The sequence below is a fragment of the Deinococcus planocerae genome, assembly GCF_002869765.1.
GTDB lineage: Bacteria > Deinococcota > Deinococci > Deinococcales > Deinococcaceae > Deinococcus > Deinococcus planocerae.
On sequence record NZ_PNOR01000001.1, the window covers coordinates 188,871 to 214,190 of the forward strand.

The 25,320-nt window shown below is 70.0% G+C and carries 18 protein-coding genes; 12 read left to right on the forward strand and 6 right to left on the reverse strand.

Annotation, left to right across the window (positions count from 1 at the left end; genetic code table 11):
- Positions 1-188: 188 nt before the first annotated feature.
- The gene (locus A7B18_RS00870; protein WP_102124772.1) at positions 189-839 is read right to left on the reverse strand and encodes a TetR/AcrR family transcriptional regulator; all 651 of its coding nucleotides are present in this window, start codon (positions 837-839) and stop codon (positions 189-191) included.
- Positions 840-985: 146 nt separating this feature from the next.
- Here A7B18_RS00870 and A7B18_RS00875 point away from each other — a divergent pair, with 146 nt between their 5' ends.
- Complete coding sequence (locus A7B18_RS00875) at positions 986-4,186, forward strand: bifunctional cytochrome P450/NADPH--P450 reductase (protein ID WP_102124773.1); 3,201 nt, start codon at positions 986-988, stop codon at positions 4,184-4,186.
- 362 nt (positions 4,187-4,548) lie between these two features.
- Positions 4,549-4,914 (forward strand): hypothetical protein, encoded by a 366-nt coding sequence (locus tag A7B18_RS00880; RefSeq protein WP_146009410.1) that lies wholly within the window; start codon positions 4,549-4,551, stop codon positions 4,912-4,914.
- A gap of 25 nt (positions 4,915-4,939) precedes the next feature.
- Here A7B18_RS00880 and A7B18_RS00885 read toward each other — a convergent pair whose 3' ends face one another.
- Positions 4,940-6,850 carry an acetate--CoA ligase gene (locus A7B18_RS00885; RefSeq protein WP_102124775.1) on the reverse strand — a complete coding sequence of 637 codons (1,911 nt, stop codon included), beginning with the start codon at positions 6,848-6,850 and terminating at the stop codon, positions 4,940-4,942.
- 494 nt (positions 6,851-7,344) lie between these two features.
- Between A7B18_RS00885 and A7B18_RS00890 the strand changes: the two genes are divergently transcribed.
- Entirely contained in the window at positions 7,345-8,460 is a 1,116-nt protein-coding gene (locus tag A7B18_RS00890) for an NAD(P)-dependent alcohol dehydrogenase (RefSeq protein WP_102124776.1), read from the forward strand.
- A gap of 580 nt (positions 8,461-9,040) precedes the next feature.
- Here the strand turns inward: A7B18_RS00890 and A7B18_RS00895 are convergent.
- Positions 9,041-9,259 (reverse strand): response regulator, encoded by a 219-nt coding sequence (locus A7B18_RS00895; RefSeq protein WP_245872678.1) that lies wholly within the window; start codon positions 9,257-9,259, stop codon positions 9,041-9,043.
- A 267-nt stretch (positions 9,260-9,526) separates the two neighbouring features.
- On the opposite strand from A7B18_RS00895, the gene A7B18_RS00900 reads away from it, so the two are divergent.
- Positions 9,527-12,361: a GAF domain-containing protein gene (locus A7B18_RS00900; RefSeq protein ID WP_102124778.1), complete on the forward strand. Its 2,835-nt coding sequence runs from the start codon at positions 9,527-9,529 to the stop codon at positions 12,359-12,361.
- Between the two features lie 252 nt (positions 12,362-12,613).
- On the opposite strand, the gene A7B18_RS00905 is transcribed toward A7B18_RS00900, so the two are convergent.
- The gene (locus A7B18_RS00905; RefSeq protein WP_102124779.1) at positions 12,614-14,098 is read right to left on the reverse strand and encodes an ABC transporter substrate-binding protein; all 1,485 of its coding nucleotides are present in this window, start codon (positions 14,096-14,098) and stop codon (positions 12,614-12,616) included.
- Positions 14,099-14,306: 208 nt separating this feature from the next.
- On the opposite strand from A7B18_RS00905, the gene A7B18_RS00910 reads away from it, so the two are divergent.
- From A7B18_RS00910 to A7B18_RS00945, 8 genes are all read left to right on the forward strand, one after another.
- On the forward strand, positions 14,307-15,248 hold the full coding sequence (locus A7B18_RS00910; RefSeq protein WP_102124780.1) for an ABC transporter permease: 942 nt from the start codon (positions 14,307-14,309) through the stop codon (positions 15,246-15,248).
- Positions 15,249-15,572: 324 nt separating this feature from the next.
- Positions 15,573-16,583, forward strand: coding sequence for an ROK family transcriptional regulator (locus tag A7B18_RS00915; protein ID WP_102124781.1), 1,011 nt, complete (start codon positions 15,573-15,575; stop codon positions 16,581-16,583).
- Positions 16,573-17,985 (forward strand): lyase family protein, encoded by a 1,413-nt coding sequence (locus A7B18_RS00920; RefSeq protein WP_102124782.1) that lies wholly within the window; start codon positions 16,573-16,575, stop codon positions 17,983-17,985. The genes A7B18_RS00915 and A7B18_RS00920 overlap by 11 nt, the downstream gene beginning before the upstream one ends.
- Entirely contained in the window at positions 17,979-20,207 is a 2,229-nt protein-coding gene (locus A7B18_RS00925) for a PIG-L family deacetylase (RefSeq protein WP_102124783.1), read from the forward strand. The genes A7B18_RS00920 and A7B18_RS00925 overlap by 7 nt, the downstream gene beginning before the upstream one ends.
- A 27-nt stretch (positions 20,208-20,234) precedes the next feature.
- Complete coding sequence (locus tag A7B18_RS00930) at positions 20,235-21,482, forward strand: extracellular solute-binding protein (RefSeq protein WP_102124784.1); 1,248 nt, start codon at positions 20,235-20,237, stop codon at positions 21,480-21,482.
- Positions 21,466-22,410, forward strand: a complete 945-nt coding sequence (locus tag A7B18_RS00935) for a carbohydrate ABC transporter permease (protein ID WP_102124785.1) — start codon at positions 21,466-21,468, stop codon at positions 22,408-22,410. The genes A7B18_RS00930 and A7B18_RS00935 overlap by 17 nt, the downstream gene beginning before the upstream one ends.
- Entirely contained in the window at positions 22,407-23,264 is an 858-nt protein-coding gene (locus A7B18_RS00940) for a carbohydrate ABC transporter permease (RefSeq protein WP_102124786.1), read from the forward strand. Before A7B18_RS00935 ends, A7B18_RS00940 begins: the two co-directional genes overlap by 4 nt.
- A 163-nt stretch (positions 23,265-23,427) precedes the next feature.
- Entirely contained in the window at positions 23,428-24,333 is a 906-nt protein-coding gene (locus A7B18_RS00945; protein WP_102124787.1) for a carbohydrate kinase family protein, read from the forward strand.
- A 325-nt stretch (positions 24,334-24,658) separates the two neighbouring features.
- On the opposite strand, the gene A7B18_RS00950 is transcribed toward A7B18_RS00945, so the two are convergent.
- Together A7B18_RS00950 and A7B18_RS00955 are read right to left on the reverse strand one after the other, a co-directional pair.
- Positions 24,659-25,081: a PIN domain-containing protein gene (locus A7B18_RS00950; protein ID WP_102124788.1), complete on the reverse strand. Its 423-nt coding sequence runs from the start codon at positions 25,079-25,081 to the stop codon at positions 24,659-24,661.
- Entirely contained in the window at positions 25,078-25,269 is a 192-nt protein-coding gene (locus A7B18_RS00955) for an AbrB/MazE/SpoVT family DNA-binding domain-containing protein (RefSeq protein WP_245872679.1), read from the reverse strand. The genes A7B18_RS00950 and A7B18_RS00955 overlap by 4 nt, the downstream gene beginning before the upstream one ends.
- Positions 25,270-25,320 lie beyond the last annotated feature (51 nt).

Consider the following 25,320-nt stretch of genomic DNA (forward strand, 5'->3'; position numbering starts at 1 on the left):
GGACGCCGCTGGTTGACCGTGTCGGTGCGTTGTCAAGCTTCAACGGCCCCCGCAACCCGGACGAAATACACGTGAGGGCGTAGACAGGAGGGGGGCCGGATCACGGCCCCCTCCTGCTTTACACGGCTCAGGCCGCTGCCCGTTCCAAATCGCGCCGGGTGGCAGCGTGCGCCTCATTGAACAGGACGTCAGGAGCGTGCTGCCGAGGCCATGCCCCCCCGAAGGCTGGCGATGAGGAGGTCAAGGGCGAGGTCGAACGTCGCGTCGGTGCCCTCAGCGGGCACCGGGAGGTCTGGGAGGGTGCGGTAGCGCGCCCTTTGCCGTCCGGCGGCGTCGACTTTCGCACGGGACACGTCCGTGTGGAACGTGCCGTCGAGTTCGGCGCGCAGGTAGCCGACCAGGAAGGTGAGCAGGAGTTGCCCGGTGGGCAGGACGAGCGCGTCGGGAAGACCTGAGCGGCGGAGCAGGGTGTAGAAGGCGTCGAGAGCGTCGAGTTCACGCGCTGTGGGGGCATGCGGCCCCAGGAAGTCGGTCAGGAAGCTGGGGTGACGCCGGGCCAGGCGGCGGAAGCTCTGCGCGAAGCGGCGCAACTGTTCCTCCCACGTTCCCCCGCTGTCCTGGGGCAGTTCGAGGTCATCGAGAATGCTGAGGTAGACCGCATGGAGCAACTCGTCCTTGGTGGCGTAGTAGTGGTAGACCGCCTTGGAACTCACGCCCAGCGCGGCGGCGAGTTTGCGGGTGCTCAGGGCGTCAACGCCGTCTCGGTCGATCATGCGCAGCGCGACCGAGGTGATGCGTTCGGGAGTCAAGAGGGGTTGGTCGGCGGGAGGTCTGGGCATGGTGGTCTCTTGATTTTACTACGCGGTGAGGAGTAGAGTGCCGTTGCTACGCAGTGGGGAGTAAGTTTCGAGGGCGTGGCGTTCTCTGCCCCAATAACTACTCACTGCGTAAATACCTTTCTTTCCTCTGCCTCTTTGGAGTCGCCATGACACAGATCCTCGCCCCCATCCCCAGCCCGCTCAAGCACCCCCAGTACGGGCACCTGCACTATCTCGCGGGCGACGCGCCCGTCTTGAACTTCTTCCAGCTCGCGCAGCACATCCCGGAGGGTATCTTCGGGCTCGACATCCAGGGCCGCACCTTCATCCAGGCGTACGACCCGGACCTGGTCGCCGAACTCACCGACGAGCGCCGTTTCCAGAAGCGCATCCACCCGAGCTACACGAATGTCCGCCATCTGGGCGGCGACGGTCTCTTCACCGCCGACAGCGCCGAGCCCAACTGGGGTAAGGCGCACCGCATCCTGCTGCCCGCCTTCTCGCAGCGGGCGATGAAGGGCTACTTCGGGCAGATGCTGGAGGTGGCGCACAACCTCGTGGGCAAGTGGGAGCGCACCGGGGGTCAGGACGTGCGCGTGGCCGACGACATGACGCGGCTGACCCTCGACACCATCTCGCTCTCGGGCTTCGACTACCGCTTCCAGTCCTTCGAGGAGGACGAGTTGCACCCCTTCCTGCAAGCGCTGGCGCGGGCCATGCACCACACCATGACGATGAGTGCCCGCCCGTCCGTCCTCACCCCCGAGATGGAGGAGGCCGACCGGGCGTACTGGGCCGACATCGCCGCCATGAACGACCTCGTGGACGAGGTGATCCGGGAGCGGCGTGAGCACGGCGGGGGCGGGAACGACCTCCTCGGCCTGATGCTGAACGCCACCGACCCCGAGACTGGCGGGCGGCTCAGCGACGAGAACATCCGCTATCAGGTCATGACCTTCCTGATCGCCGGGCACGAGACCACGAGCGGCCTCTTGGCCTTCACGCTCTACCTGCTGTTGCGCCACCCGCACGTCCTCGCGCAGGCTTACGCGGAGGTGGACCGGCTGCTTCCCGGTGACGCCGTGCCCACCTACGACACGGTGATGCGGCTCGACGTCCTGCCGCGCATCCTCGACGAGGCGCTGCGTTTCTGGAGCACGATTCCCAACTACGCGGTCACCGCCCTGCGCGACGAGGTGATCGGCGGCAAGTACGAGATCAAGAAGGGGCAGCAGGTCGCCCTCCTGATCCCCGCCCTGCACCGGCACCCCAAGGCGTGGACGAACCCCGACGAGTTCGACATCGACCGCTGGACGCCCGAGAACCGCCGCACCCACCACCCCGCCGCCTACAAGCCCTTCGGCAACGGGACGCGGGCCTGCATCGGTCGCCAGTTTGCCCTCACGGAGGCCAAGCTCGCCCTGCTGCTGATCCTCCAGAAGTTCGCGCTGGTTGACCCCTACGACTACCACCTCAAGGTCAAGCAGAGCCTGACCATCAAGCCCGAGGACTTCGTGATCCGGGTCCGCGAGCGCCGGCCCCACGAGCGGTTCAGCGTGACGGTGCCTGTGCCCCTGGAGCCGCAGCAGGACCTGGGCAGCGTGAGCGTCGCAGGCACCGGCGTTGCCCTGACCGTCGCGTACGGCTCGAACCTGGGGACGACCGAGGACCTCGCCAGCCGCGTCGCCGACTACGCCACCCGCGCGGGCTTCCAGACGCGCCTCACCACCCTGGACGATCTGGTGAACAACGTTCCCAACGAGGGCCTGCTCTTGGTCACGACCGCCACCTATAACGGCGCCGCCCCTGACAACGCCGGGCGTTTCGACGCCTGGACGCAGGAGGGCGGTCTGGCCGAGGGGAGCCTCCAGAATCTGCGCTTCGCCCTGCTGGGGACGGGCAACACCCAGTGGGTGACCTACCAGGCCTTCCCCAGGCGGGTGGAGGCGGCGCTGCTGAAGGCGGGCGCCCAGCCCCTCGTCCCGCGCGGCGAGGCGGATGCGAACGGCGACTTCGACGGCATGGTGAACGCGTGGTTCAAAATTCTGCTGCACAAGGTGTCCGAGGAGTTCGGGACCTCCGCCCAAGAACCGGACGGCCCCCGCTACGAACTCGACCTGCTCACCGAGGCGGACGTGCGCCCCGCGGTCGTCTCCGAAAAGGCGTACGGCCTGAGGGTTATCTCCGGCGAGGAACTCGTCGACGACCCCACCGGGCTGTGGGACTTCAGCCAGGAACCGCCCAGGCCCTCCACGAGGGCGATCACCTTCGAGCTGCCGGAGGGCGTCACCTACGACACGGGCGACCACATCGCCGTCTTCGCCAAGAACGGGCCACGGCTGGTGGAGTGGGCAGCGGGGAAGCTCCGCCTGAACCCCCATCAGGTCGTGCGGCTGCGGCAAAACGGCAACCGCAAATCTCACCTGCCGCTGAACACGCCGGTCACCGTGGAGGTGCTGCTCTGCGAGTTCGTGGAACTCCAGGACGTGGCGACCCGCGCGAACATCGAGACGCTCCTCACGCACACCCCGTGCCCGTGGACGACCCGGCAACTGAGGGCCTACCTCGACGACGCGAAGTACGAGGCGGAGATTCGCAAGCGGGGCCTCTCGGTCCTGGGGCTGCTCGACCGCTTCCCCGCCGTGGAACTCCCGCTTCAGGTCTTCCTGGAGCTGTGCCCGCCGATCCGCCCCCGGTTCTACTCCATCTCGTCGTCGCCGCTGGTGGCGCCGCGTACCCCAAGCTTGACCGTGGGCCTGCTGGAAGCGCCCTCCTGGGCCGGTGCCGGGCAGTTCCGCGGCCTCGCCAGCGCCTACCTGGGCCGGGTGCAGCCGGGCGATACCGTCTTCGGCTACGTCCGCAGGCCCAACCCGCCCTTCCGTCCCCCGGTGGACCCCAGGACGCCCATGATCCTCGTCGGGCCCGGCACGGGCGTCGCCCCCCTGCGCGGTTTCGTGGAGGAGCGGGCGGCGCAGCGGGCGGCAGGACAGCCTGTCGGTCTCTCCAAGGTGTTCTACGGCTGCCGTCACCCCGAGCACGACTTCTTCTACCGGGAAGACTTCGAGGCTTGGCAGCGTGAGGGGATCGCGGAAATCCACACGGCGTACTCGGCCGTCGAGGGTTACCCCCACCGCTTCGTGCAGGACGCCATTGCCGGGGACCAGGAGGGTGTCTGGTCGCTGATTGAGGCGGGCGCGAGCATCTTCGTCTGCGGGGACGGCGTGCGGATGGCCCCCGCCGTGCGGCAGACCTTCGCCCACCTCTACCGTGAGAAGACGGGGGGGACCGCGGAGGAGGCCGAAGCCTGGGTCGCCGGGCTGATGGAGGAGGGCCGCTACCAGCAGGACGTGTTCGGCGCCAGCAAGTAACGGTGGGGGAAGGTCGCCCCTTCTCCCTTCCCCTTGGTCGTCTCGGCGGCATCACCGCCATCTGACCGGCTCCGGACGATGCCGTCGCCGCGCACGACTGACCGTGGACCCGGCGCCGCGCTCACGCTGCACGACGTTCCTCATGGGCCATCAACCGGCCCTCGCGCAGGTCGGCCAATGAAAAACCCACCCACCTCACCGCCCGACCCCGCAGGCCGTCCACGTCTAGGAGGCACCGCCGCGCTCGTGCGGCTCGCTCCTGGACACGGGCTGCGAAACCGTGGCCTGGCGTCCTTCCGTTGGTGCCTTGACGCACCGGGGCCGTCAACGGCGGCTTCGCCTTCTAAGTGTTGGAGGACGGCATGAGCCGGGTGCAGGCCGTCCTCTCCCCGGACCTGTGGGAGGCCCACCGGGTCCCGTTGCGGGATGCCCGGGCGTTGATCGTGCAGGGGGAGGTGACCGTGCGGGGGCGGGCGGTCACGGTGCACGTGCTGCGGCTGAGGGAGCTGCCCGTAGGCGGGGTGCGGCAGGCAGCCGATCAGGGCGTGGATCAGGTGAGGAACGCGCGCCCTGGTGGCTGTTCGCCCTCGCGGCGGCTGATCCGGCTGACTTTCCCCGGCCAGGAAAATTCGGCGCAATTCGGGGAGCGAGGGCGGAGGACGCACGTCCGGGGAACAACGTCCCTTGGCTCCAGCCTGGGCCAAGAGCGGGACGACACAGCGTCATGAGCGCCGGCGGCCAGAGGCCGTGCGGTCAACCCTGAGCAATCCTCTCCCGCACCACCTCGAGGGCGTCCGGGTTTTCCAGACTGGTCAGGTCCCCCTTCACCTCGCCGCTCACGAGCAGGTCGCGCAGCAGACGGCGCATGATCTTGCCGCTGCGGGTACGCGGCACCGTCGGCGTGACGATCACGCGGGCGGGGCGGGCGATGGGGCCCACACCCCGCACGATGGCGTCCGCAAGCTCGGCTTCCAGCGCCCCGCCAGGCTGGACGTCTGCGCGCGGCACCACGAACGCGACGGGGACAGATCCCCTCACCTCGTCCGGCTGCGCGACCACGGCCGCCTCGCTGACCGCGGGGTGGGTGATCAGGGCCGCTTCCAGCTCCATCGTGCCGATGCGGTGCCCGGCCACGTTCATCACATCGTCCAGGCGTCCGGTCACCCACAACTGCCCGTCCGCATCGAAGAGCGCCGCGTCCGAGGCGGCGTAGCTGCCGGGGAAGGCTGAGAGGTAGGTCTGCACGTAGCGGTCGTGGTCGCCCCACACCGTGCGCGCCAGGCAGGGAAACGGCTCGGTGAGGGTCAGGGCACCGAGTTCGCCGGGGGCCGCCTCACTCCCGTCCTCCCGCACCACGCGCGCACGGTAGCCGGGCAGGGGATGCCCACAACTGCCGGGCCGGGTGGGTGTCAGGCCCACCATGCTGCTGGCCCAGGCGGTGCCCGTCTCGGTCTGCCCGTAAGTGTTGTTCAAGAAGATCCGGCCCACGCCCAGTTTCCCCTGCGTCCAGCGCCAGGTCTCCGGGTCGAGCGGCTCACCCACGAGGCTGATCAGTTCCAGGCCGCTCAGGTCGTGCTCGGCCAGGGCGGCGTCCCCCGCGCGGCGCAGCATGCGCAGGGCGGTCGGCGCGGTGAACACCTTGTTCACCCCGTACCGCTCGATGATCTCGTAGGGCCGCGCCGGGGTGGGCGTGTCGATGCCGCCCTCGTAGATCACGTGCGTCGCTCCATGCGCCAGGCCTCCCACGAGCGCGAAGATCGGGAAGGTCAGCCAGCCCACGTCCGCCGTGCACCAGTACCGGTCTTCGGGGCGAAGGTTCAGCGTCCACTTCACGTTCGCGTAGGCCCCGACCAGGAAGCCGATTCCCGCATGGACGAGCCCCTTGGGCTTGGAGGTGGTCCCCGAGGTGTAGATGATAAAGCCCGGCTCGTTCGCCTCCAGCGCCGCGGGCTCCGCGCGGCGGGTCGTGGCGTTCAGCAGCTCGTGGAAGTCGTGCTCACCGTCCCCCAACACACAAGCACGGTCCACCCGGCGGGCCACGATGACGTGAGGGATGTTCAGGCCCTGCGAAGCTTCATCCAGTGTGGCTTTGAGGGGCACGGTCTTGCCCCGCCTCAAGGTCGCGTCGGTGCAGACCACGACCCTGGGCTGAGCGTCCTCCAGTCGGTCGCGGACGGCGTGGGCGCTGAAGCCCGCGAAGATGACCGAGTAGATCGCGCCGATCCGGTAGCAGGCGTGGATGGCGATAAAGGCTTCCGGAACGTTGCCCAGGTAGACGGCCACCCGGTCACCCTTCTGCACGCCCAGGTCCTGGAGCGCTGCGGCGAAGCGGGCGGTCGCGTCCGTCAATGCCCCGTACGTCCACGTTTCGCGCAGCCCATCCTCACGCTCGTAGAGGAGGGCCCGGCGTTCTGGGGGATGGCGGTCGAGGCAGTTCACACTGACGTTCGAGGTGGCGCCGGGGTAGTAGCGGAAATCGCCCAGTTGCCCTTCGAGCGCCGTGGTCGGTGGCGCCAACCAGGTGAGTCCCCGGGCGATGTCCAGCCAGTAGGCGGGCGGGTCGAGGGCCAGCAGGCGGGCAGCCTCGTCCCCGGTGACCGGTGCCGACGCTTTCAGGACCTCCGTGGAGGCGACGAGGGGATGCTCGAGCAGCGCTTTTTCCATGAACACCTCCGCAAAGCGGCCATCTGCCCTCTGGTGAGAGGCGGAGGGCGGGGGGTCATCCTGAGAGTACGCCACCCTGGACCCGTCAGACCCGGGGCCGTGACGGGAAGCTCTGACGCAACGCACCGTGGAAACGCCGCCGTTCTGGACAGCCTTGCGGCGTGGGGTGCAGAAGTTGGCAAGGTGCCGAGGACGCGCTCGTCAGCTCTTCGGCTCCTGGAGGGAGAACCCGGGCCTGCCGGCGGCAGCCGTCTGGCTCTGGCCCGGCCCAGGTTGTCTGGACCTTCGGAACGTTCAGATTACCGCACCCCCGCTTCCGGAGCGCCTTGCTCTGCGAAACGGCTTCCCTGTAGGCTGCGGGAGCAGCGCAGTTCAGCGTCCGGCCCTTTGCCCGGCGACCCCGGCCTCATCCCACCGCCGCCCTTCGCCTCGGCGGGAACGCGGCGGGCGCCCACCGGGGTCCATGTGGAGACGCGCCTGCAAGGAGAGGCACCATGACTCAAAGAGAGCTTCAGGTGGCCGTGGTCCGTGAGAAGGGGAGCTTCCAGATTGAGAACGCCCGCATAGGGGCGCCCGGACCAGGCGAGGTGCTGGTGCGGGTGGTGGCCGCCGGGCTGTGCCACACCGACCTGATCGTGCGCGACCAGGACCTGCCGCTGCCGCTGCCGATGGTGCTGGGGCATGAGGGTTCCGGCGTGGTTGAGGAAGTCGGTGAGGGCGTGCAGGGCCTGGCACCGGGCGACCACGTGGTGCTGTCTTTTCACTCCTGCGGCGAGTGCGCCACGTGTCAGGCGGGGAGTCCGGCCTACTGCGAACGCTTCATGCCGCTGAACATGGGCGGCGCGCGCGAAGACGGCACTCACGCGCTGCACAGTGAGGCCGGGGTGCTGCACGACCAGTTTTTCGGGCAGTCGTCGTTCGGAAGCTACGCGCTCACGCACGCCCGCAACACCGTCAAGGTCCGGCGTGACGTGCCCTTGGAACTGCTGGGACCGCTGGGCTGCGGCATTCAGACCGGGGCCGGGGCGGTGCTCCGCTCCATGAAAGTCCCCGCCGGAAGCTCGTTGGCCGCCTTCGGTGCGGGCGCGGTGGGCCTGAGCGCCGTGATGGCCGCGCGGGTGGCCGGGGCCGCCGTCATCATCGCGGTGGACACCAAGCCGGGCCGGCTCGAGTTGGCCCGCGAGCTGGGCGCGACCCACACCGTCAACGCCGCCGAGGAGGACCCGGTCGCGGCCATTCGCCGCCTGACCGGCACAGGGGCCAACTTCACCTTCGAAGCCACCGGCCTGACCAGCGTGATGCGTCAGGCGGTGGAGGCCCTGGGTCCGCGCGGCACCTGCGGCATCGTGGGGGCGCCGCCCGCCGGGGCGCAGGCCAGCTTCGACGTGTACGATCTGCTGATGCTCGGCAAGCACATCATGGGCATCGTGGAGGGCGACAGCGTGCCACGGGAATTCATTCCCGAGCTGGTCGATCTGTACGCCGAGGGGCGCTTTCCCTTTGACCGATTGATCCGTTATTACGACCTGGCCGACATCAACCAGGCGGCTGCCGACTCCGAGTCGGGCGTGACGCTCAAGCCGGTGCTGCGGATGCCCACGCCCGCCTGATCGCCGGTGCGGGCCGCAGAACCCAGGGCCACTCTGGCGCGGGCCTGGGGAATCAGCCGGGAGACGCCGGTTAGTCCCTGGAGCCTTCAGACCGGACCTGAACCCGCCCTCGCTGCGGCAGGCCAGCGCATCGGCATGGGCGGCCAGGTCAACCTCCGCCGTCTTGTCTCACCCTCTTGCGAGCAGGCGCGGCTTCCCGATCCCGTTGGCGAAGTCGAGGGGAGGGTGGGTCAGGCCCGTGTTCGGCGACGCTGACCGAGGGCTCAACCCACCGAAAACGTGTCTGTTCCGACCTCGTCCGCAGGAGCGCTTCCCTGACGAAGGCTCTCCCGGCGAAGAGCGTCGAGGGCGTTCGCCCGTGCCCGCTGCGCCTGCGCAAAGGCTCGCAACGCTCCGACGATTTCGGCGTCTCGCTGGTCGAGGCGCTGGAGAAGCTGCGCGAGGCCTTCTCCTTGCCTGTGAGCCCGCACGCGGGGGCCAGGTTAGGCTCGCGGCTCCTCGCCCGCGCCCCTGCGTGGGCCACCGCTCACAGTGGCCTCGGACCCTGGTGCCCCAGCCTGGACCACGGGACTCAGCGCCGTCAACCCACCGGAAGGCTGGGTGCCAGGACCTCATGCCCGTTCATCCGGGGCATGTTCAGGTCGAGCAGCACCAGATCCGGCAGGTCCGGCCTCCCGCGCAGGAAGTCCAGCGCCTCCACGCCGTCGTGGGCCACATACACCTCGCTGAGATCCAGCGCGACCCGGGCCGGTTCCAGGTCGTGCGGATTGTCCTCGACGATCAGCAGGTGCCTGGGCACGGCGCTCCTTTCAGTGAAACGGGCGCTCACCGGCGCCCGTTTCGTTAGAGACGCAAGAGCATGAAGGCCACTTCACAAGTCCTCAGATGAGGTTCAGGAGGCTGGGTGGGGGGTGCGGCCGCCGGTCGTTCAATACCGCGGGGCTCACTCCCGCCAGGCCCCGGGCACAGGCCCGCGCCTCCCCGGCCTCGCCCTGGGGGGAAGGCCCGCCGCCACAATTCACCTCACCCCACGGTGTCCAGAAGCTGGAACGCTATCTTGGAGCGCATGTCCAGCCAGCCCGGGGCCGACGCCCCTGCGCGCGTCGCCCTGAGCGAGCACCTGCAAGCCGTCACCGAAGCCCTCGCCACCACCCGGACCCCGGAGGAGGTGTCCGGGGTCATCCTGACCACCGCCCTGGCCGCCCTGAACGCCCGCGCGGGCGCGGTCCTCCTCGTGGACGCGACGGGGACGCGCCTGGAGATCGCCGCCACCCAGGGCGACGAAGCGGGAGCCCGAATCCTACGGCAGGAGGGCCCCCTGACCGGCAACGTCCCCGCTGGCGACGCCCTCAACCGCCGCGAGCTGCTGTTCTTCGAGCGGGAGGGCGACCTCGTGCGGGCGGACCCGGAGGTGGAGGCGCGCACAGGTGGGAAGGCGGCCGTCGCCGCCTTGCCCCTCTTGATCGGCGACCAGCCGCTGGGCACGCTCATCCTCGATTTCGGGGCGTCGCACGAGGTCACCCCCGAGGAAGTCCGCTTCCTGCGGACCCTCGCCGCCCAGGGCGCCCTGGCCCTCTCCCGCGCCCAGCTCGCGGCGGACTTGCAGCAGGTCCGGGAACGCACCGGGCCGGGTGAGGCCCACGCCCAGGGTCAGGAAGCCTTCGTGGCCTTTACGGAAGCCGTGGGGACCGAGACCGACCTGCTGGCCCTCGCGCGGCAGGCCATCGCGGTCCTGCGCGCCCGCTTCCAGGACGGCAGCATCGGGTACTACACCAAAGGCGGTGACCTCTGGACGGCCCAGGCCTGGAGCGAGGACATGGGTGAGGCCCTGGTCCATCGCCTCCGGGCCGGCCTGCCGGACCGCACGCCCCTGATCCGCCGCGGCCTGCAAACGGGCACGGCGGTCTTCACCGACGCCTGGGACCCCGAGCGCGAGGGGATCGAGCACAGCGGGGACTACGGTTCGGCCGCCATCTATCCCCTGGTCGTGAACGGCGAGGTGAGGCACCTGCTGCTCATCGGCCTCAAGGACACCCGGCGCTGGAGGGAGCGCGACCGGGCGCTGGTGCGGGCGGTCGGGCGCAGCCTGAATCTCGCCCTGGAACGCGCCGAGCAGGCCCGGCAACTTCAGGCCAGGACCGACGAGGAGGCGCGGCGCACCCAGACCCTCGCCGCCTTCGCGGAGCTGTCCCGCGACCTGGTGCTGGAGACCGACCCCCTTGCGATCATGCGCCGGACCCAGGAGGTTGTGCTGGGCCTGCTGCCCCCCGGCTTCTCGCTGTACTACGAGCCCGGGGGCGGCTGGTGGCACCTCAGGTCGCAGGTGGGTCAGGCGAGCACCCCCGAGCTGCAAGCGGCGGTCGAGGCGGGCTTCGCGTTCGAGGTGGGGACGAACATGCTGATCCCCTACCAGAGCGGCGAGCCCCACTACCAGGACGAGTACGACCCGGGGACCGACCAGCTCTCGGGCAGCGACGGGTACCCGGGAGCCACGGCGGTCTTGCCGGTGATCGTGAACGGGCAGTCCCGTGGTGTGGTGGGCTTCGCGCTCTACACCGGGCGGCGTTGGTCCGCCGAGGACCGGGCGGTGCTGGAGACGGTGGGGCGCCAGCTCACCCTGGCGCTGGAACGCGCCGAGCAGACCCGGCGCCTGGCCGCCCAGAACGCGGAGTTGGAGGCCCGCACCCGGGCCCTCTCGGCCTTTGAGGAATGGACCCGGGACCTCACCCTGGACAGCGAGCCCGCGGCGCTCATCCAACGGGCGGAGGAATTGCTGCTCGACCTGCTGCCCGTGCAGGCGGCCCTGTACTACGAGCGGGACGGCGAGCGCTGGTATGTCCGCAGCATGCGGGGCGAGTACGGCAGCGAGGGGCTGCGCCTCGCCCACGAGGCCGGGCTCCCGCACGACGAAACCGACAACCTGCGTCTCCCCTCCCTGACGGGGGAGACGTACTACCAGGGCGCGTACAACCCGGCGACGGACGGGCTGGCCGACCACATGACCCACGTCTCCGCCACGGCCATCGTGCCGCTGCGAACGGGACAGGGCATCCGGGGCCTGATCGGATTGGGGCGCTTCGGACAGGCCAACTGGACGGACGCCGAGCGCGCCATCATCGAGTCGGTGCGCCGCAGCCTGGAACTGGCACTGGACCGGGCGAACCGCCTGGCCGAGTTGGACCAGGAGCGCGCCGCACTGAGCGCCCGCACCACCGAACTCGCGGCGGCCAACGAGGAGCTCGAAGCCTTCACCTACAGCGTCTCCCACGACCTGCGCACGCCGGTGCGGCACGTGATGAGTTTCAACGACCTGCTGCGCCGTCACCTGGGGGAGCACCTGGATGCCAAGGCCGCGCGCTACCTCCAGGTGGTGGGCGAGTCGGCGGGGCGCATGAACACGCTGATCGACGCGATGCTCGACCTCTCCCGCACCTCGCGGCTCCCCCTGAGGTTGGGTCCCGTGGACCTGAATGAGCTGGTGCGGACCGTGAGGACGGAGCTGGAGGCGGACACCCTGGACCGGCGGGTGCAGTGGGAAGTGGGCCCCCTCCCCCTGGTGACGGCCGACCACGACACGTTGCGGCAGGTGGTGGTGAACCTGCTGGAGAATGCCCTGAAGTACACCCGGCCGCGGGAGGTGGCGCGGATCGAGGTGTGGGCGGAGGCACAGCCCGGCGAGTGGGTGGTCTTGGTGCGGGACAACGGGGTGGGGTTCGACCCCCAGTACGGGAACAAGCTGTTCGGGGTGTTCCAGCGGCTGCACCTGGCGAAGGACTTCGAGGGGACAGGGGTAGGGCTGGCGAACGTGCGGCGGATCATCGCCCGGCACCGGGGCTGGGTGTGGGCCGAGGGGAGGCCGGGGGAGGGGGCAACCTTCAGCTTCACCCTGCCCAGGGGCTGACGGGCCTCCCGACGTGGGGGGTCCAGGTCTTGAGGTGGAGACGATCCCTCGCGCCCCTTGCCCTTGCTCCTCGCCGCCTTACAACTCGACGTGCGTCAGACCGAACGCCGTGGCGTGGTGGTGTGGTTCTTCCCACTCGGGCAGCCCCTCGACGGGCACGAACGAGGCCTCAACCACCGGCGGGAAGCCGCCGTCCTGATCCCGCCGCCCTCGTGCGTGGGCTTGAATGGACGAACAGACCGGGGTCCGGGGCTACTTCAGAGAGACGCCCTTGAAGCGCAGGATGCCGTCTGGGCTGGGGTCCAGCCCGGACACATCCTTTGAGACGCCGTACAGCAGGCTCTGGTGGTACACCCAGATGTACGGCATGTCCTCCAGCACCTTCCCCAACGCCACGTTGTAGGTGGCCTTGCGTGCGCTCATCGCGCTCAGCAGCCGGGCCTTGCCGAGCAGCGCGTCCACCTCCTTGTTGCTGTATCTGCCGTAGTTGTACGTTCCGCCGGTGCGAACCCAGTCGTAGATGTTGCCATCCGGGTCGATCCGGCCGCTCCAGTTCAGCAGCGCCGCATCGAAGTCAAATGACGTTGCGCGCGCGCTGAGGGCCCCGTTGTCCAGCAGCTCGATTTTCACGTTGATGCCCGCCTGGGCCATCATGGCCTGGTACAGTTGGGCCAGTTGCGAGGTCACGGTGCCGGTCGCGGCGATCAGCGTGAACGTCAGATCGCTCTTGCCCGATTGCTGGAGTTTTTTCCTGGCGTCCGCGACGTTCGGAGTGGGGACCTTGAGGGCCGGGCTGTAGGCCGGCGTGCCGGGCGGGAAGGGGCCGGCCGCGGGTTTCGCCGTGTTGCGGAAGACGACGTTCACCACGGCGTTCCGGTCGATGGTCTGCGCGACGGCCTGACGCACCCGCCTGTCGTTGAAGGGAGGACGGGCGGTGTTCAGCCAGATGCCCTGAAAGCCCAGGGTAGGGATGGTGAGGACACCGAGTTTGGCGTTGTGCTCGACCTTCGCAACGTCCTTGGCGTCCAGCACAATCACCTGTGCGGCGCCGGACACCAGATTGGCGTAGCGGACGTCGCCGTCCGGGAAGGGTCGGTACACCAGCTTGTCAAGCCTCGGCGTGCCCCCCCAGTACCGGCGGAAAGCGTCCAGGGCGATGTTGTCCTGCTGGGTGCGGCTGGCGAACCTGAAGGGGCCGCTCCCCACCGGTTTGAGGCCGAAGTTCTTTCCGGCGGCCCGGGCCGCGGTCGGCGAGACGATCATGCCCGAGCGGTCGCTCAAGACGGCCAGCAGCGGGCCGTAGGGGGCGCTCAAGGTCAGGCGGACGGTGGTGGGGTTCAGGGCCGTGACGCTCTTGACGGCAGACAGTTCGTTCTTGCGGGCGCTGCCTTCCAGGGTCAGGTTGCGCTCAAGGGAGTATTTCACGGCCGCGGCGTCCAGCGGGGTGCCGTCATGAAATTCCACCCCGCCGCGCAGGGTGAAGGTGTAGGTGAGGCCGCCGTCCGTGATCTTCCAGCTCCTTGCCAGGGAAGGAACGATTTTGAGTTGGTCGTCGACCTCGACGAGCCGGTCGAACACCTGGTACAGCACCTGCCGATCGACCGCCGCCGCCGACAGGGCCGGGTCAAGGCGAACCGGTTCGGCGTCCAAGCCCACCGTGAGGGTTTGCGCCAGGGCGGCTCCGGTGGTCAGGAAGGAGAGAGCGAGCAAGACGCGAACGCACGAGGCCTTGGGCATGGTCAACTCCTGGCGGGCAGCTCACTCCCCGTGAACCGGGCGGGACGCTTGGCACGCGTGTCCGGTTGCGTTCGCCCCCTGAACGCCGCAGGGAAGAGCACGTCTCATCGGTCACGGAGCCTGGGGTGGTCAGGGCGGCACGTGATGCTCGACCGGATGGACAGCCACCGCTGTCGGGCACTCCGGTCACGGCAGGGTTGTCGGTGTGATGGTTGATCATAACGGCGGGGTCTTCGGGCGTCAACCACCGGTCCTCGGCCCCATCGGGAAAGACAAGGGCGGGACGGTGTGGGCGCCGACCCGCCTTCCGGGCCAGCTCAGGTTCACACTGCTGCGCCGCTGCCTGGCCAACCCCTCGGCGCTGGTGGCCGTGGTCGTGCTCCTGGTCCTGACGGTCTTGTCGCTGGCGGCGCCGTGGATCACGCCCTACGGACCGAGCACGGCGTCCTTCGACGCGCTGAGCCGGGGGCCCAGCCGCGCCCACTGGTTCGGAACCGACGACCTGGGCCGGGACGGGTTCACCCGCACCCTGTACGGCGGAAGGGTCTCCCTGACGGCGGGCATCGTGTCGGTCCTCGTCGCCGCCCTCCTCGGCACGTCTCTCGGGCTGCTGGCCGGGTACTTCCGGGGGTGGCTCGACGAGGTGCTCATGCGGGTGGTGGACGCGCTGCTCGCCCTCCCGTTCCTGGTCCTGGCGATTGTGCTCGCGGCGGTGTTCGGTCCCAGCCTGCAAAACGCCATGCTCGCCATCGCCATCGTCACCACGCCGTCCTTCGCGCGCATGGTGCGTGGTGGGGTCCTGGCGCAGCGCGAGCGGGAGGACGTCCAGGCGGCCAACGCCCTCGGCGCCCACTCCCTGCGGGTCATCCTGCGCCACGTCCTCCCGAACCTCTCGGGCGTCTTGATCGTCCAGATCACCCTGGCCATCGCGACGGCGGTGCTGGCCGAGAGCACGCTGTCGTTCCTGAGCCTGGGCGTGCAGCCGTCGACGCCCAGTTGGGGCGTCATGCTCGACTCCGCCCGCGGAGTTCTGACCACCGCTCCCCGGATGGCCCTTTTTCCCGGCATCTTTACCTTCCTGACGGTGCTCGCTTTCAACCTGGTCGGCGACGGTCTGCGCGAGGCCCTCGATCCCAGGGCGCGGGGGTGAACTCCGCTGGGTCACGGAGTGCGGGGGCCCGCCTCGGGTGGAGCGGGTGGGATTGCACTAGAAGCGTCCGCCAACACACGTCGCGCCGCCCGGAGCACAGCCGTGCCCAGTGGAGGGCGCCCTCGCACTGGTTGGTCTGGTCCGTCTTGACCGGGGCCGGGACAAGCTTCAGCAATCCTGATTGGGTTTCTCGATCTTGTCCCGGACCGCTTCCGAGGGGCCGTCCGTGTCCTCTCGGGGTCGGGGCCTCGCAGGCTTGCCCCCGGAAGACCCGCGCGGTAGGCTGTCGTCCATTCGTAAGTAAAGTTTCCGAACGGAGCGGGCATGGGACAACCACAGACCCTTCGACGACTCAACCGGCGGCAGGTGCTGCGGGCGTTGCTGGACGCCCAGGTGCTGACGCGCCCGCAGCTGGCCGAGCGGTTGGGACTGTCCAAGGTCACGGTCAATGCCGTCGTCCGGGAGCTGCTGGACAAAGGCCTGGTCCAGCTCTGGGCGCAGCCCGCCGGCGGCAGCGGCCGCATTCCTCAGGGCGTGCGCCTCAACCCGGCGATGGGCACGGCCCTGGGCCTGGACCTGCAACTCCAGCGCCTGCACGGACGCGCGGTTGCCCTGGGGGGCGGTCTTGAGCGGCCCTGCCGGCGGGCGAGTTCTCCAGGCCGCGTGGTGGAGGACGCCGCCGCCCTGCTGCGCGAGGTGCACGGGCGCGCACCGTTCGGGCCGCTGAGCACGGTGGTGCTGGGTGTCCCGGCGCCGGTGGACGCCCAGGGGCGTGTGGGCGAGCCCAATGCGTTGGGACCCTTCGACGCCGAGCCGGTGCTCACCGCCGCCCGGGACCTGGGGCTCGAGGTCCGCTTCGAGAACGACGCGAACCTGGCAGCGCTGGCCCTCGCCGCGCAGTACCCGGACCATGCGACGCTGGCGACGGTCATCGAACGCCCCAGCGGAATCGGGGTGGGTCTGATGCTGCAAGGCCAGCTCTACCGCGGACCGCAGGGCCGTGCCGGCGAGCTGGGCCAGGCCCCCTGGCCCAGCTCGGGGGGCGCGAGGTGTATCGAGAGCCTGCCGCTGGCGGAGCGCACCGAGGCCGCCGCCTACGCCCTGGCGGGCCTCGCCAGCGCCCTGGACCTGGAGCGCCTGATCCTGATCGGCGAGCGGAGTGGTCCACTCGCCGCGCGCCTGCGCGAACTGCACCCGGGCGTGGCGCTGTCCCTGCCCCAGGACGCGGCAGGCACGCCGCTGCGGGGCGCCGTGCTGCTGGCCCGGCAGTGGGGACGGGAGCGCCTGCTGGACGACGCCTTGCACGGGAAGAAAGCGACCCCCTATGTGGCATAGCACCTACCGGCGCACCGTCTTGCGGCCCGACTACGATTACGCCCGCGCGCACTTGCTGCCCCACCTGTTCGACGCGCTGACCGCCCACGCCCTGATGCTGGACTCCCGGGGCGTGCCCCGCGCGGGCCAGGCCGCGGCCCGGCTGCGCGCCCTGCGCCGCGAGCCCTTTCCCCCGTACGATCCGCAGGTCGAGGACGTGTTCTTCATGGTGGACCGCCGCCTGGCGGGCGAGGACCCGGAGGCGGCGGGAGCCTTGCGCACGGCCCTGTCGCGCAACGACCTCGACACGACGGTCTACCGCCTGAGCGCCCGCGAGCGCCTGCTGCGGGCCACCCGGCGCCTGCTGGCCCTGCGCCGCACCCTGCTCGACCTCGCCGGGCGCGAGGTGGACACGGTGATGGTCGCCTATACCCACCACCAGCCCGCCCAGCCCACCACCCTGGCGCACTACCTGTCCGGGCTGGAAAACGTCTTGTCGCGCGACACCCGGCGGATGTTCGCGGCGCTCGGGCACGTGAACCTCAGCCCGATGGGGGCGGTCGCCCTGGCCGGGACGAGTTTTCCCATCGACCGTGAGCGGACGGCGGAGTTGCTCGCCTTCGACCGGCCCATCGAGAACACCTACGACGCGGTGAGCGCCAGCGACTGGCAGGTGGACCTCGCGGCCACGGTCACGGTGGCGGCGACCACCCTCTCGCGCGCCGTGCACGACCTGCTGCTGTGGGCCTCGCGCGGCCTGCTCACGCTCGAAGACGGCCTGGTGCAGGGCAGCAGCGTCATGCCGCAAAAGCGCAACCCGGTCGCGCTGGAGCACGCCCGCACGAAGTTCAGCAAGGCGATCGGCATGACCCAGAGCGTCATTCTCAGCGCGCACAACGTGCCCTTCGGGGACATCAACGACCCCGGGCCCGACATGCAGCCCTCCCTGCACGGCATGTGGCAGGAGTTCCGGGAGGGCGTGGAGCTGCTCACGGTGGCCCTGACGAACCCGCGCATTGGCCGCGAGGCCTGGCGCCGGGAGGCCGAGTGCGGCGAGTCGGTCGTCACCGAGCTGGCCGACGCCATCGTGCGCCACCGGGGCGGCGGCTTCCGGGAGGCGCACGGGGCGGTCAAGGGCCTGCTCACGGGGCTCCACGCCGAAGGCCGCACGCTCGCCTCCCTCACCCGGCACGACCTGGAACGCCTGGGCGTGGACCTGCCCGCCGGTGAGCTCGCCGCCGCGCTCGACCCCGCCGCCTTCGTCGCCCGCCGCACCACCCTCGGGGGCCCCGCGCCCGCCGTCATGCGGGAGGCGCTCGCCGCCGCCCACGCGCGGCTGAGGGGAGACACCCTCGACCACGGGCGCGCCCGGCAACGCTTCGCAGACGCCCGGACGCGTCTGGAGGGAGGAACAGCATGGTAAAACGCCTCGGAGCCACATTTCTCGCCGCGCTCGCCTGCGGGGTCGCCGCCCAGGTGGGGCCGGGCAGCTACGGCGGCACGGTCAGCGGCCTCGACCTGATGGACGTGGACCTGATGTTCATCGGCGCCCACCCGGACGACGACGGCGGCGTGACGGCCACGCTGGCCCGCTACGTGCTCGACGGCGGTCACAAGGCCACGGTGGTCACCCTCACGGGCGGGGAGGGGGGCGGCAACGCCACCGGGCGCGAGACGGGCCGGGCGCTCGGCCTGATCCGCGAGGAGGAGGAGCGCCGCTCGCTGGGCATGGTGGGCGTGACCTCCCCGCACTTCCTGGGCCTGCGCGACTTCTACTTCACCCTCTCCGCCGAGGAGACCGAGCGCATGTGGGGCGGGCAGGCCTTCGTGTGCGACGTGGTGCGCCTCGTGCGGGTGCGCCGCCCCGAGGTGATCGTCACCATGTGGCCGGGGCCGGGCACCCACGGGCAGCACCAGATGGCCGCGCGCGCCGCCACCCTCGCCTACACCCGTGCGGGCGACTCCGCGTACTGCCCCGAGCAGCTCAGGGAAGGCCTGCAACCCTTCACCCCCCTGAAGCTGTACTCCTACCCGGGCAGCGCGGAGGACGCCACCGTGAGGATTCCCACCGACGAGGTATCCCGCACCGCCCGCGTCCGGTACGCCGACCTGAGGAGCGTCGCGCAGTTCAACTACCGCTCGCAGGGCTGGGACGCCACGAACACCCTGCCCGCGAAGTCCGCCAACCCCGAGACCTTCATGCTGGTGAGCTCCCGCGTGCCGGTCCCCGAGCAGGAGACTTCCCTGCTGACCGGGGCGCTGACCCCTGGCGTGGGCGCGCCCCTGGGCGTGCGGCTCCAGGCCCGGCCCGCGAGCTACGACATCGGCCAGGGCCGCCCGGCGCCCGTCGAGGTCACGCTGACGAACGCCACCGCCCAGCCCATGACCGGCGTCCGGCTGGCCCTGGACGTGCCGGGGGGCTGGCGCGTCACCGGCACGCCGGGCGCGCGCACCCTCGCCCCCGGGGAGAGCATGGCCCTCACCCTGCGCGTCACCGCCCCCGAGGACGCGGGGGCCGAGCGGACTCCCCTCGCCGTTCGGTACACGGCGACCCAGGCGGGGCAGGCGGTCTCCGGGCGCAACGTCACCTTCGTGCGGCCCGTCCCGCCCGTGACGGCGACCTTCGCCCCCACCTTCGACGTGGCGGGGTATCAGGCCTTCGCGCGCCAGACCGGCACCGACTGGGTGATCGGCACCCTCCCCACCCGGTTGCCGCTGGTGCTGGGCGAGCCCACCGCCGTGACCGTCAACGTGACGAACCGCGGCGCGCAGGTCGCCAGCGGCACGCTCGACCTGAAGTTGCCGGACGGCGTGACGGTGGTCGGAAAGCCCGAGTACCGGGTCAACCCGGGGGAGACCGCCGCCGTCACCGTCCGGCTCCAGGCGACCGCCGCGGCCCTGCCCGCCGGACGGCAGAGTGCCCAGCTTCCCGTCAGCGTCACCGCGGGCGGTTTCCCCGACACCGCGACCGCGTTCCTGCTGCCCAGCCTGACGGTTCCCCGCCTCGCCACGCCGCCCCGCATCGACGGGGACCTGGGGGACCTCGCCGCCGGGGCCGCAGGCAGCCTCAGCCCCGCCGACCTGTGGTGGCGCACGAAGCCCGACTCGGAGGCCGACGCGAGCGCCGCTTTCCGGCTCGGCTACGATGATCAGTTCCTGTACGTCGGCCTGAACGTCAAAGACGAGCTGGTCGCCTGCAACATCGCCCCCGACGACGTGAAGGCGCAACTGCGCTCGGACGCGGTCGGGATCACCGTCGATCCCGGCGGCCAGAGCCGCGACACCTCGACCACCTTGCAGGCCGCTGCGTTCCCCTGCACCACGGCGGGCTTCGGCGCGCGGGGCTTCCGTGACGCGGACGCCAACCAGGGCGTGATGGAGGAGACGGCCCCCGGCATGCAGGTGGCGTCCCGGAAGACGGACGGCGGGTACAGCATCGAGTTCCGGATTCCCTGGGCGGCGATGCCTGCCAGGCCACAGCCGGGCACGCCGCTGGGCCTGAACCTCGTCCTGTACGACGGCGACCAGCCAGACGCCCGGGTCGGCGCCAACATCAGCCAGAGCGGGCTGGCCTGGGCGGCGTTCTCCTGGGGCGGCAAACAGGCCCTGCCCTACCTGTGGCCCCGCGTGACCCTCGGCAAGTAAGCCTCTGTTTCCCCCAAGGAGCCCCCCATGCGCAAGTTCCTGACCCTGGCCCTCACCCTCGCCGCCGTTCCCAGCGCCGCCGCCGCGCCCGTCACCCTCACCTACTGGCAGTACGACTTCGCCAGCAAGGTGGACACGATGAACAAGCTCATCGCGAAGTTCGAGGCGCAGAACCCGGACATCAGAATCCGGCAGGAGACCTTCCCCTACGACGCCTACAACCAGAAGGTCGCCTCCAGCGTGCCCGCCGGTCAGGGTCCCGACGTGGTGAACCTCTTCTACGGGTGGCTCCCGCAGTACGTGGACAGCGGGTACCTCCAGCCGCTGCCCGCGCGGGACTTCCCGGTGGCCCAGATAGACAAGACCTTCGTGCCGATGGTCCAGACGAGCAAGATCGGCGGGCAGTACTACGCGCTGCCCACGTCGGTGCGCACCCTGGCGGTGTTCTACAACAAGGACCTGCTGCGGGCCTCGGGCGTGCTGACCCCGCCCCGCACCTGGGAGGACTTCATCGCCGCCGCGCAGAAGGTGGTCAAGGGGGCGCCGCCGCGCTTCACCACCCTGGGCTTCGGCATCCAGCCCGACGGGCAGGACTATCACGTGGTGCGCGAGGTGCTCGTGCGGCAGTTCGGCGGGTCGCCCTACAGCAAGGACGGCAAGCAGGTCGCCTACGACAGCGACGCGGGCCAGAAGGCCATGAGCTTCTACACCGACCTCTTCACGAAGTACAAGCTCGGCACGCCCAACTTCTTCCCCGGCAACAACTCGTACCGCGACGCCTTCATCGCCGGGAAGGTCGGCATGATCATCGACGGCTCCTTCGCGGTGAGCACCATCCAGAAGGGCGCGAAGTTTGGCTGGGGCGTCGTGCCGCTGCCGGTCCTCAGGGGGAACGGCGTCCGCAGCAACTTCGGCTCCTACTGGGTGAACGGGATCACCAAGAACGCGAAAGGCGACAAGCTGGCGGCCTCGGTCAAGTTCCTGAAGTTCCTCACGAGCGAGGACACCCAGCGCACCTGGCTCCAGTCGGTCGGGGAGATTCCCGCGAGCCGGAAGCTGTCGAACGATCAGCAGCTCCGGCGCGATCCCGTCTACGGCCCCTTCGTGCAGGCCCTGCCTTTCGCGCACTCGACCCTCTTCGTGGATGAGGCCGGGCAGCGCAAGGCGTGGGTGGACGCGATCAACACGGTGATCTTGCAGGGCGCCGCGCCCGCCAATGCCGTGAAGCGGGCGGCGGCGGATGAGCAGAAGATCTTGAATGGCTACTACAAGTAAGCTGCGGGGGGGGCGGCCAGCGGCCCGTGCCCCCGCCCGCACGGGCAGCCTGCGCCGCCACCAGATCCGCACGGCCTACACCTTCTTGCTGGTGCCGCTGCTGTTCTTCCTGGTGGTGCGCTTCATCCCGACCCTGATGTCCCTGCGCCTGAGCCTCTTCGACTGGAACATCCTCCGGGAGCAGCAGCCCTTCGTGGGCCTGGAGAACTACCGCACGCTGCTGGAGGACGGGCGGTTTGGCCAGGCCCTGCGCAACACCGCGCTGTACACCCTGATCGGCGTGCCCGTGCAGGTCGCCCTGGGCCTGGGCATCGCCCTGTTGCTGGGCCGCGTGCGGGCGCTGCGGGGCCTGTACCGGGCGCTGTACTTCGCGCCGTACGTGACGCCCATCGTCGCGGCGGCGTGGGTGTGGCAGTGGGTGTTCAGCCCGCAGTTCGGGCCGGTGAACACCTTCCTGGGCTGGCTGCACCTGCCCGCGCAACCTTTTCTGACCTCGCCTGGTCAGGCGCTGCCCACCACCGCCGCGCTGGTCGTGTGGCAGAACCTGGGCTTTCAGGTCGTGCTGTTCCTCGCGGGGCTGGCCGCCATTCCGCGCGTGTACTACGAGGCGGCGGAGATCGACGGGGCCAGCGGCGCCCAGGCGTTCCGCAAGATCACCCTGCCCCTCCTGAACCCCACCATCGTCTTCAGCGTGGTGACGGGGACCATCGCCTACCTGCAACTGTTCACCCAGGTCGTGAACCTCAACTTCACCGACCAGGGCGGGCCGCTGGGCAGCACGATGACGGTCGCGCTGTACATCTACCAGCTCGCCTTCGGGCGCTACCAGATGGGCTACGCCTCGGCGGTGACGGTGGTGCTCTTCCTGATCATCCTCCTGATCACCCTGTTGCAGTTGCGCTTCCTGACCCGGAGGTACGACGCTTGACCGTCACCGCCGCCCCGCCGCCCCGCCGCCGGACCGACCTCCGCACGGCGCTCGCCTACCTGATCCTCACCGTGGGGGTAATCCTCACTCTCTTTCCCTTCGCCTGGATGCTGCTCACCAGCCTGAAGAGCTTCCAGGAGCTGTTCAACCTGGCCTTCCTCCCCGCCGACCCCACCCTGGACAACTACCGGCAGGTGCTCACCGAGACGCGGTTTCTCCAGTGGTTCGGCAACAGCCTGCTCGTCGCCACGGTGACGACCCTCAGCGTGCTGTTCTTCGACTCGCTGGTCGGGTACACGCTCGCCAAGTTCGACTTTCCCGGGAAGAGCCTGATCTTCATCCTGATCCTCTCCACGCTGATGATCCCGACCGAGATGCTCGTCGTCCCCTGGTTCGTGGGGGTCAGCGACCTGGGGCTCACGCGGTCGGTGCCCGGCGCGTACTTCGCGATCATGTTCCCCGGGTTGATCAGCGCCTTCGGGGTCTTTCTGATGCGGCAGTTTTTCGAGAGCCTTCCCGACGACCTGCTGGAGGCGGCCCGCATCGACGGGATGCACGAGTTCGGCATCTTCTGGCGGGTGGCCCTGCCCCTGGTGCGCCCGGCGCTGGCGAGCCTCGCCATCTTCACGTTCCTGGGCAACTGGAACGCCTTCCTGTGGCCGCTGATCGTGATCCAGCAGCCCCAGTTCCGCACCCTGCCGGTCGGGACGGCGCTCTTCAACGGCGAGGCGGGCACCCAGTGGGGGCTGATCATGGCGGCGAGCAGCCTCGCGGTGATCCCCGTGCTGCTGGTCTTCGCGTTCTTCCAGCGGCAGATCATCGAGGGCATCGTGCTCACGGGGATGAAAGGCTAGGGTGCGCTTCGGAAACCGCGACAGGGACCAGGGCGACAGGCTGCGCCGGGCCGCTTCCCGTGCCGAGACCAACGACCAACGCCGACCCCCTGGGGATGGAGGTCCGGCGGCCGGAAGACGCGAGCCCCAACCTGGGGGGAACACGCCCCACCGGAGTCTCCCTATGAGGGAACTGGTTGTCCTGGGCAACGTCAACGTCGACCTGATCCTGGGACCGCTGGGCGCCTGGCCGTCGGAGGGCACGGAGGTCCTCGTCAAGCGGGGCGTCTGGCGGGTGGGCGGCAACGCGGGCAATGCCGCCGTCGCCCTCGCGGGCCTGGGAGCCCGGGCGTGCCTGGTCAGCACGGTCGGCCAGGACCTGCCCGGGGAGTGGCTGCGGGCGAACTTGCGCGGAGTGTCCGCCCTATGGCGCCCGGTTCCCGAGGCGACCTCCGTCACGGTGGCCGTCACCCACCCGGGCGGCGAGCGCTCTTTCATCACCCACCTGGGGCACCTCGCGCAGCTCGGCTGGACGGACCTGCGGGCATCGGTGCCGGCCGCGTCCCCGGTCCTGCTCGCCGGGGGGTTCCTGACCCCGGGCCTGCGCCGGGACTACCCGGCTCTCCTGCGCGAGCTGACGGGGCACGGCAGCGAGGTCGCGCTCGATCCCGGCTGGCCGGAGGGGGGGTTTACGGGAGAGGTCCGGGCCGAAATGACCTCCTGGCTACCCCACGTGACGCACCTGCTGATCAACGAACTCGAGGCCCGCAGCCTGACCGGCGAGCTGGACCCACGGCGAGCGGCCCGCGCGCTGGTGCGCCACCTTCCTTCCGGGGGCACCGCCGTGGTGAAGCTGGGGGCCCGGGGTGCCGTGGCAACCTGCGGGGACGAGCAAAGCCACGTTCCCGCGCCGACAGTGCGGGTGATCGACACCGTCGGCGCGGGCGACATCTTCAATGCCGCTTACCTGCAAGCGCGCCTGGGAGGCGGGAACCTGCGCGCGGCGCTGGAACACGGGGTCCAGGTCGCCTCGCGGGCCATCTCCAGCTCCCCTCGCGTCTTTGTCCCTGCCGGAGGGGTGGCCTGGTGACAGCTCCCAGCCCGTTGATGGAGTCTGCTGGGCGCCAGGTTGCAGCCGGGGCCGAGGGACGTCCGGCCTGGCTGGTCGGAGCGCGCTCGGCGCCAGTCCGGGTCCTGTGCTCCGCGCGCCTCGCGCCGCCCGTTCGACCCACCGGGTGAAATGCCCCGGTCAGAAGCACCGGAACGGCGAACGGCCCGAGGTTCGGCGCACCCGGCTGGGTCAAGGAACTCCTCGCGGACGATCTGCCGTGAGCACCGGAACGCCGCGCCGCGGCGCCAGGGCCAGGCAGGAGTGCTCGCTTCCCCCCACTGCTCGCCGCCCTGGGGCGTATGCCTCAGGCTTCCCCCCGGATCAGCTCCACCGCGAACGGCAGGTCGGGGAGCGTGGCCCAATTTTGTTCGGCGGTCATCACGTCCGCCCCGAGCGTCTCCGCCGTGCCCAGGCACAGGGCGTCGCCCAGACTGAGATCGTAGGGCTTGCGCCGGGCGTAGTAGAAGCTCGCCGCCCGCTGCGCGCTCACCTCGAAAGGGACCACCGTGAGGAGCTGCCCGAGCTGGTGAATACGGGTCCGCACCTGCTCCGGGGTGAAGGTGCCGCCCGACACCAGCTTGCCCTCGACCTCGATCAGCCCAATCGTGCTGACCAGGTGCTCGCGGCGGGCGGTCGTCAAGGACCTCAGGACCCTCTCCCCTCCCCGCTCCCTGCGGATGAAGGCGGTCAGGGCACTGGCGTCGATCAGGAGTGGCCGGGCCCTCAAGGCTTCTCCCGCTGGGCCTCGGCACGCCGTTCGTCGAGAAGCTCCTGGGTGAAGTCCCGGCGGTCGTCCTCGGCCAGGCTCCCGTACAACTCCTGGGCCAACTGGTGCTTGGTGGTGATCCGGACCTGCTTGCCTTCCACCACATACAGCAAGGTGTCCCCCTCGGCCACCTCCAGGGCGTCACGCACCCCACGGGGAAGGATGGCGCGGTACTTAGGACCGAGTTGACCGGAGTACAC

Coding starts and splice junctions, on each gene's coding strand:
- A7B18_RS00885 (WP_102124775.1), bottom strand. CDS start 6,850: ATGGAAAAAGCGCTGCTCGAGCATCCCCTCGTCGCCTCCACGGAGGTC.
- A7B18_RS00880 (WP_146009410.1), top strand. CDS start 4,549: ATGAGCCGGGTGCAGGCCGTCCTCTCCCCGGACCTGTGGGAGGCCCAC.
- A7B18_RS00900 (WP_102124778.1), top strand. CDS start 9,527: ATGTCCAGCCAGCCCGGGGCCGACGCCCCTGCGCGCGTCGCCCTGAGC.
- A7B18_RS00905 (WP_102124779.1), bottom strand. CDS start 14,098: ATGCCCAAGGCCTCGTGCGTTCGCGTCTTGCTCGCTCTCTCCTTCCTG.
- A7B18_RS00890 (WP_102124776.1), top strand. CDS start 7,345: ATGACTCAAAGAGAGCTTCAGGTGGCCGTGGTCCGTGAGAAGGGGAGC.
- A7B18_RS00945 (WP_102124787.1), top strand. CDS start 23,428: ATGAGGGAACTGGTTGTCCTGGGCAACGTCAACGTCGACCTGATCCTG.
- A7B18_RS00930 (WP_102124784.1), top strand. CDS start 20,235: ATGCGCAAGTTCCTGACCCTGGCCCTCACCCTCGCCGCCGTTCCCAGC.
- A7B18_RS00935 (WP_102124785.1), top strand. CDS start 21,466: ATGGCTACTACAAGTAAGCTGCGGGGGGGGCGGCCAGCGGCCCGTGCC.
- A7B18_RS00925 (WP_102124783.1), top strand. CDS start 17,979: ATGGTAAAACGCCTCGGAGCCACATTTCTCGCCGCGCTCGCCTGCGGG.
- A7B18_RS00910 (WP_102124780.1), top strand. CDS start 14,307: ATGGTTGATCATAACGGCGGGGTCTTCGGGCGTCAACCACCGGTCCTC.
- A7B18_RS00870 (WP_102124772.1), bottom strand. CDS start 839: ATGCCCAGACCTCCCGCCGACCAACCCCTCTTGACTCCCGAACGCATC.
- A7B18_RS00920 (WP_102124782.1), top strand. CDS start 16,573: ATGTGGCATAGCACCTACCGGCGCACCGTCTTGCGGCCCGACTACGAT.
- A7B18_RS00875 (WP_102124773.1), top strand. CDS start 986: ATGACACAGATCCTCGCCCCCATCCCCAGCCCGCTCAAGCACCCCCAG.
- A7B18_RS00915 (WP_102124781.1), top strand. CDS start 15,573: ATGGGACAACCACAGACCCTTCGACGACTCAACCGGCGGCAGGTGCTG.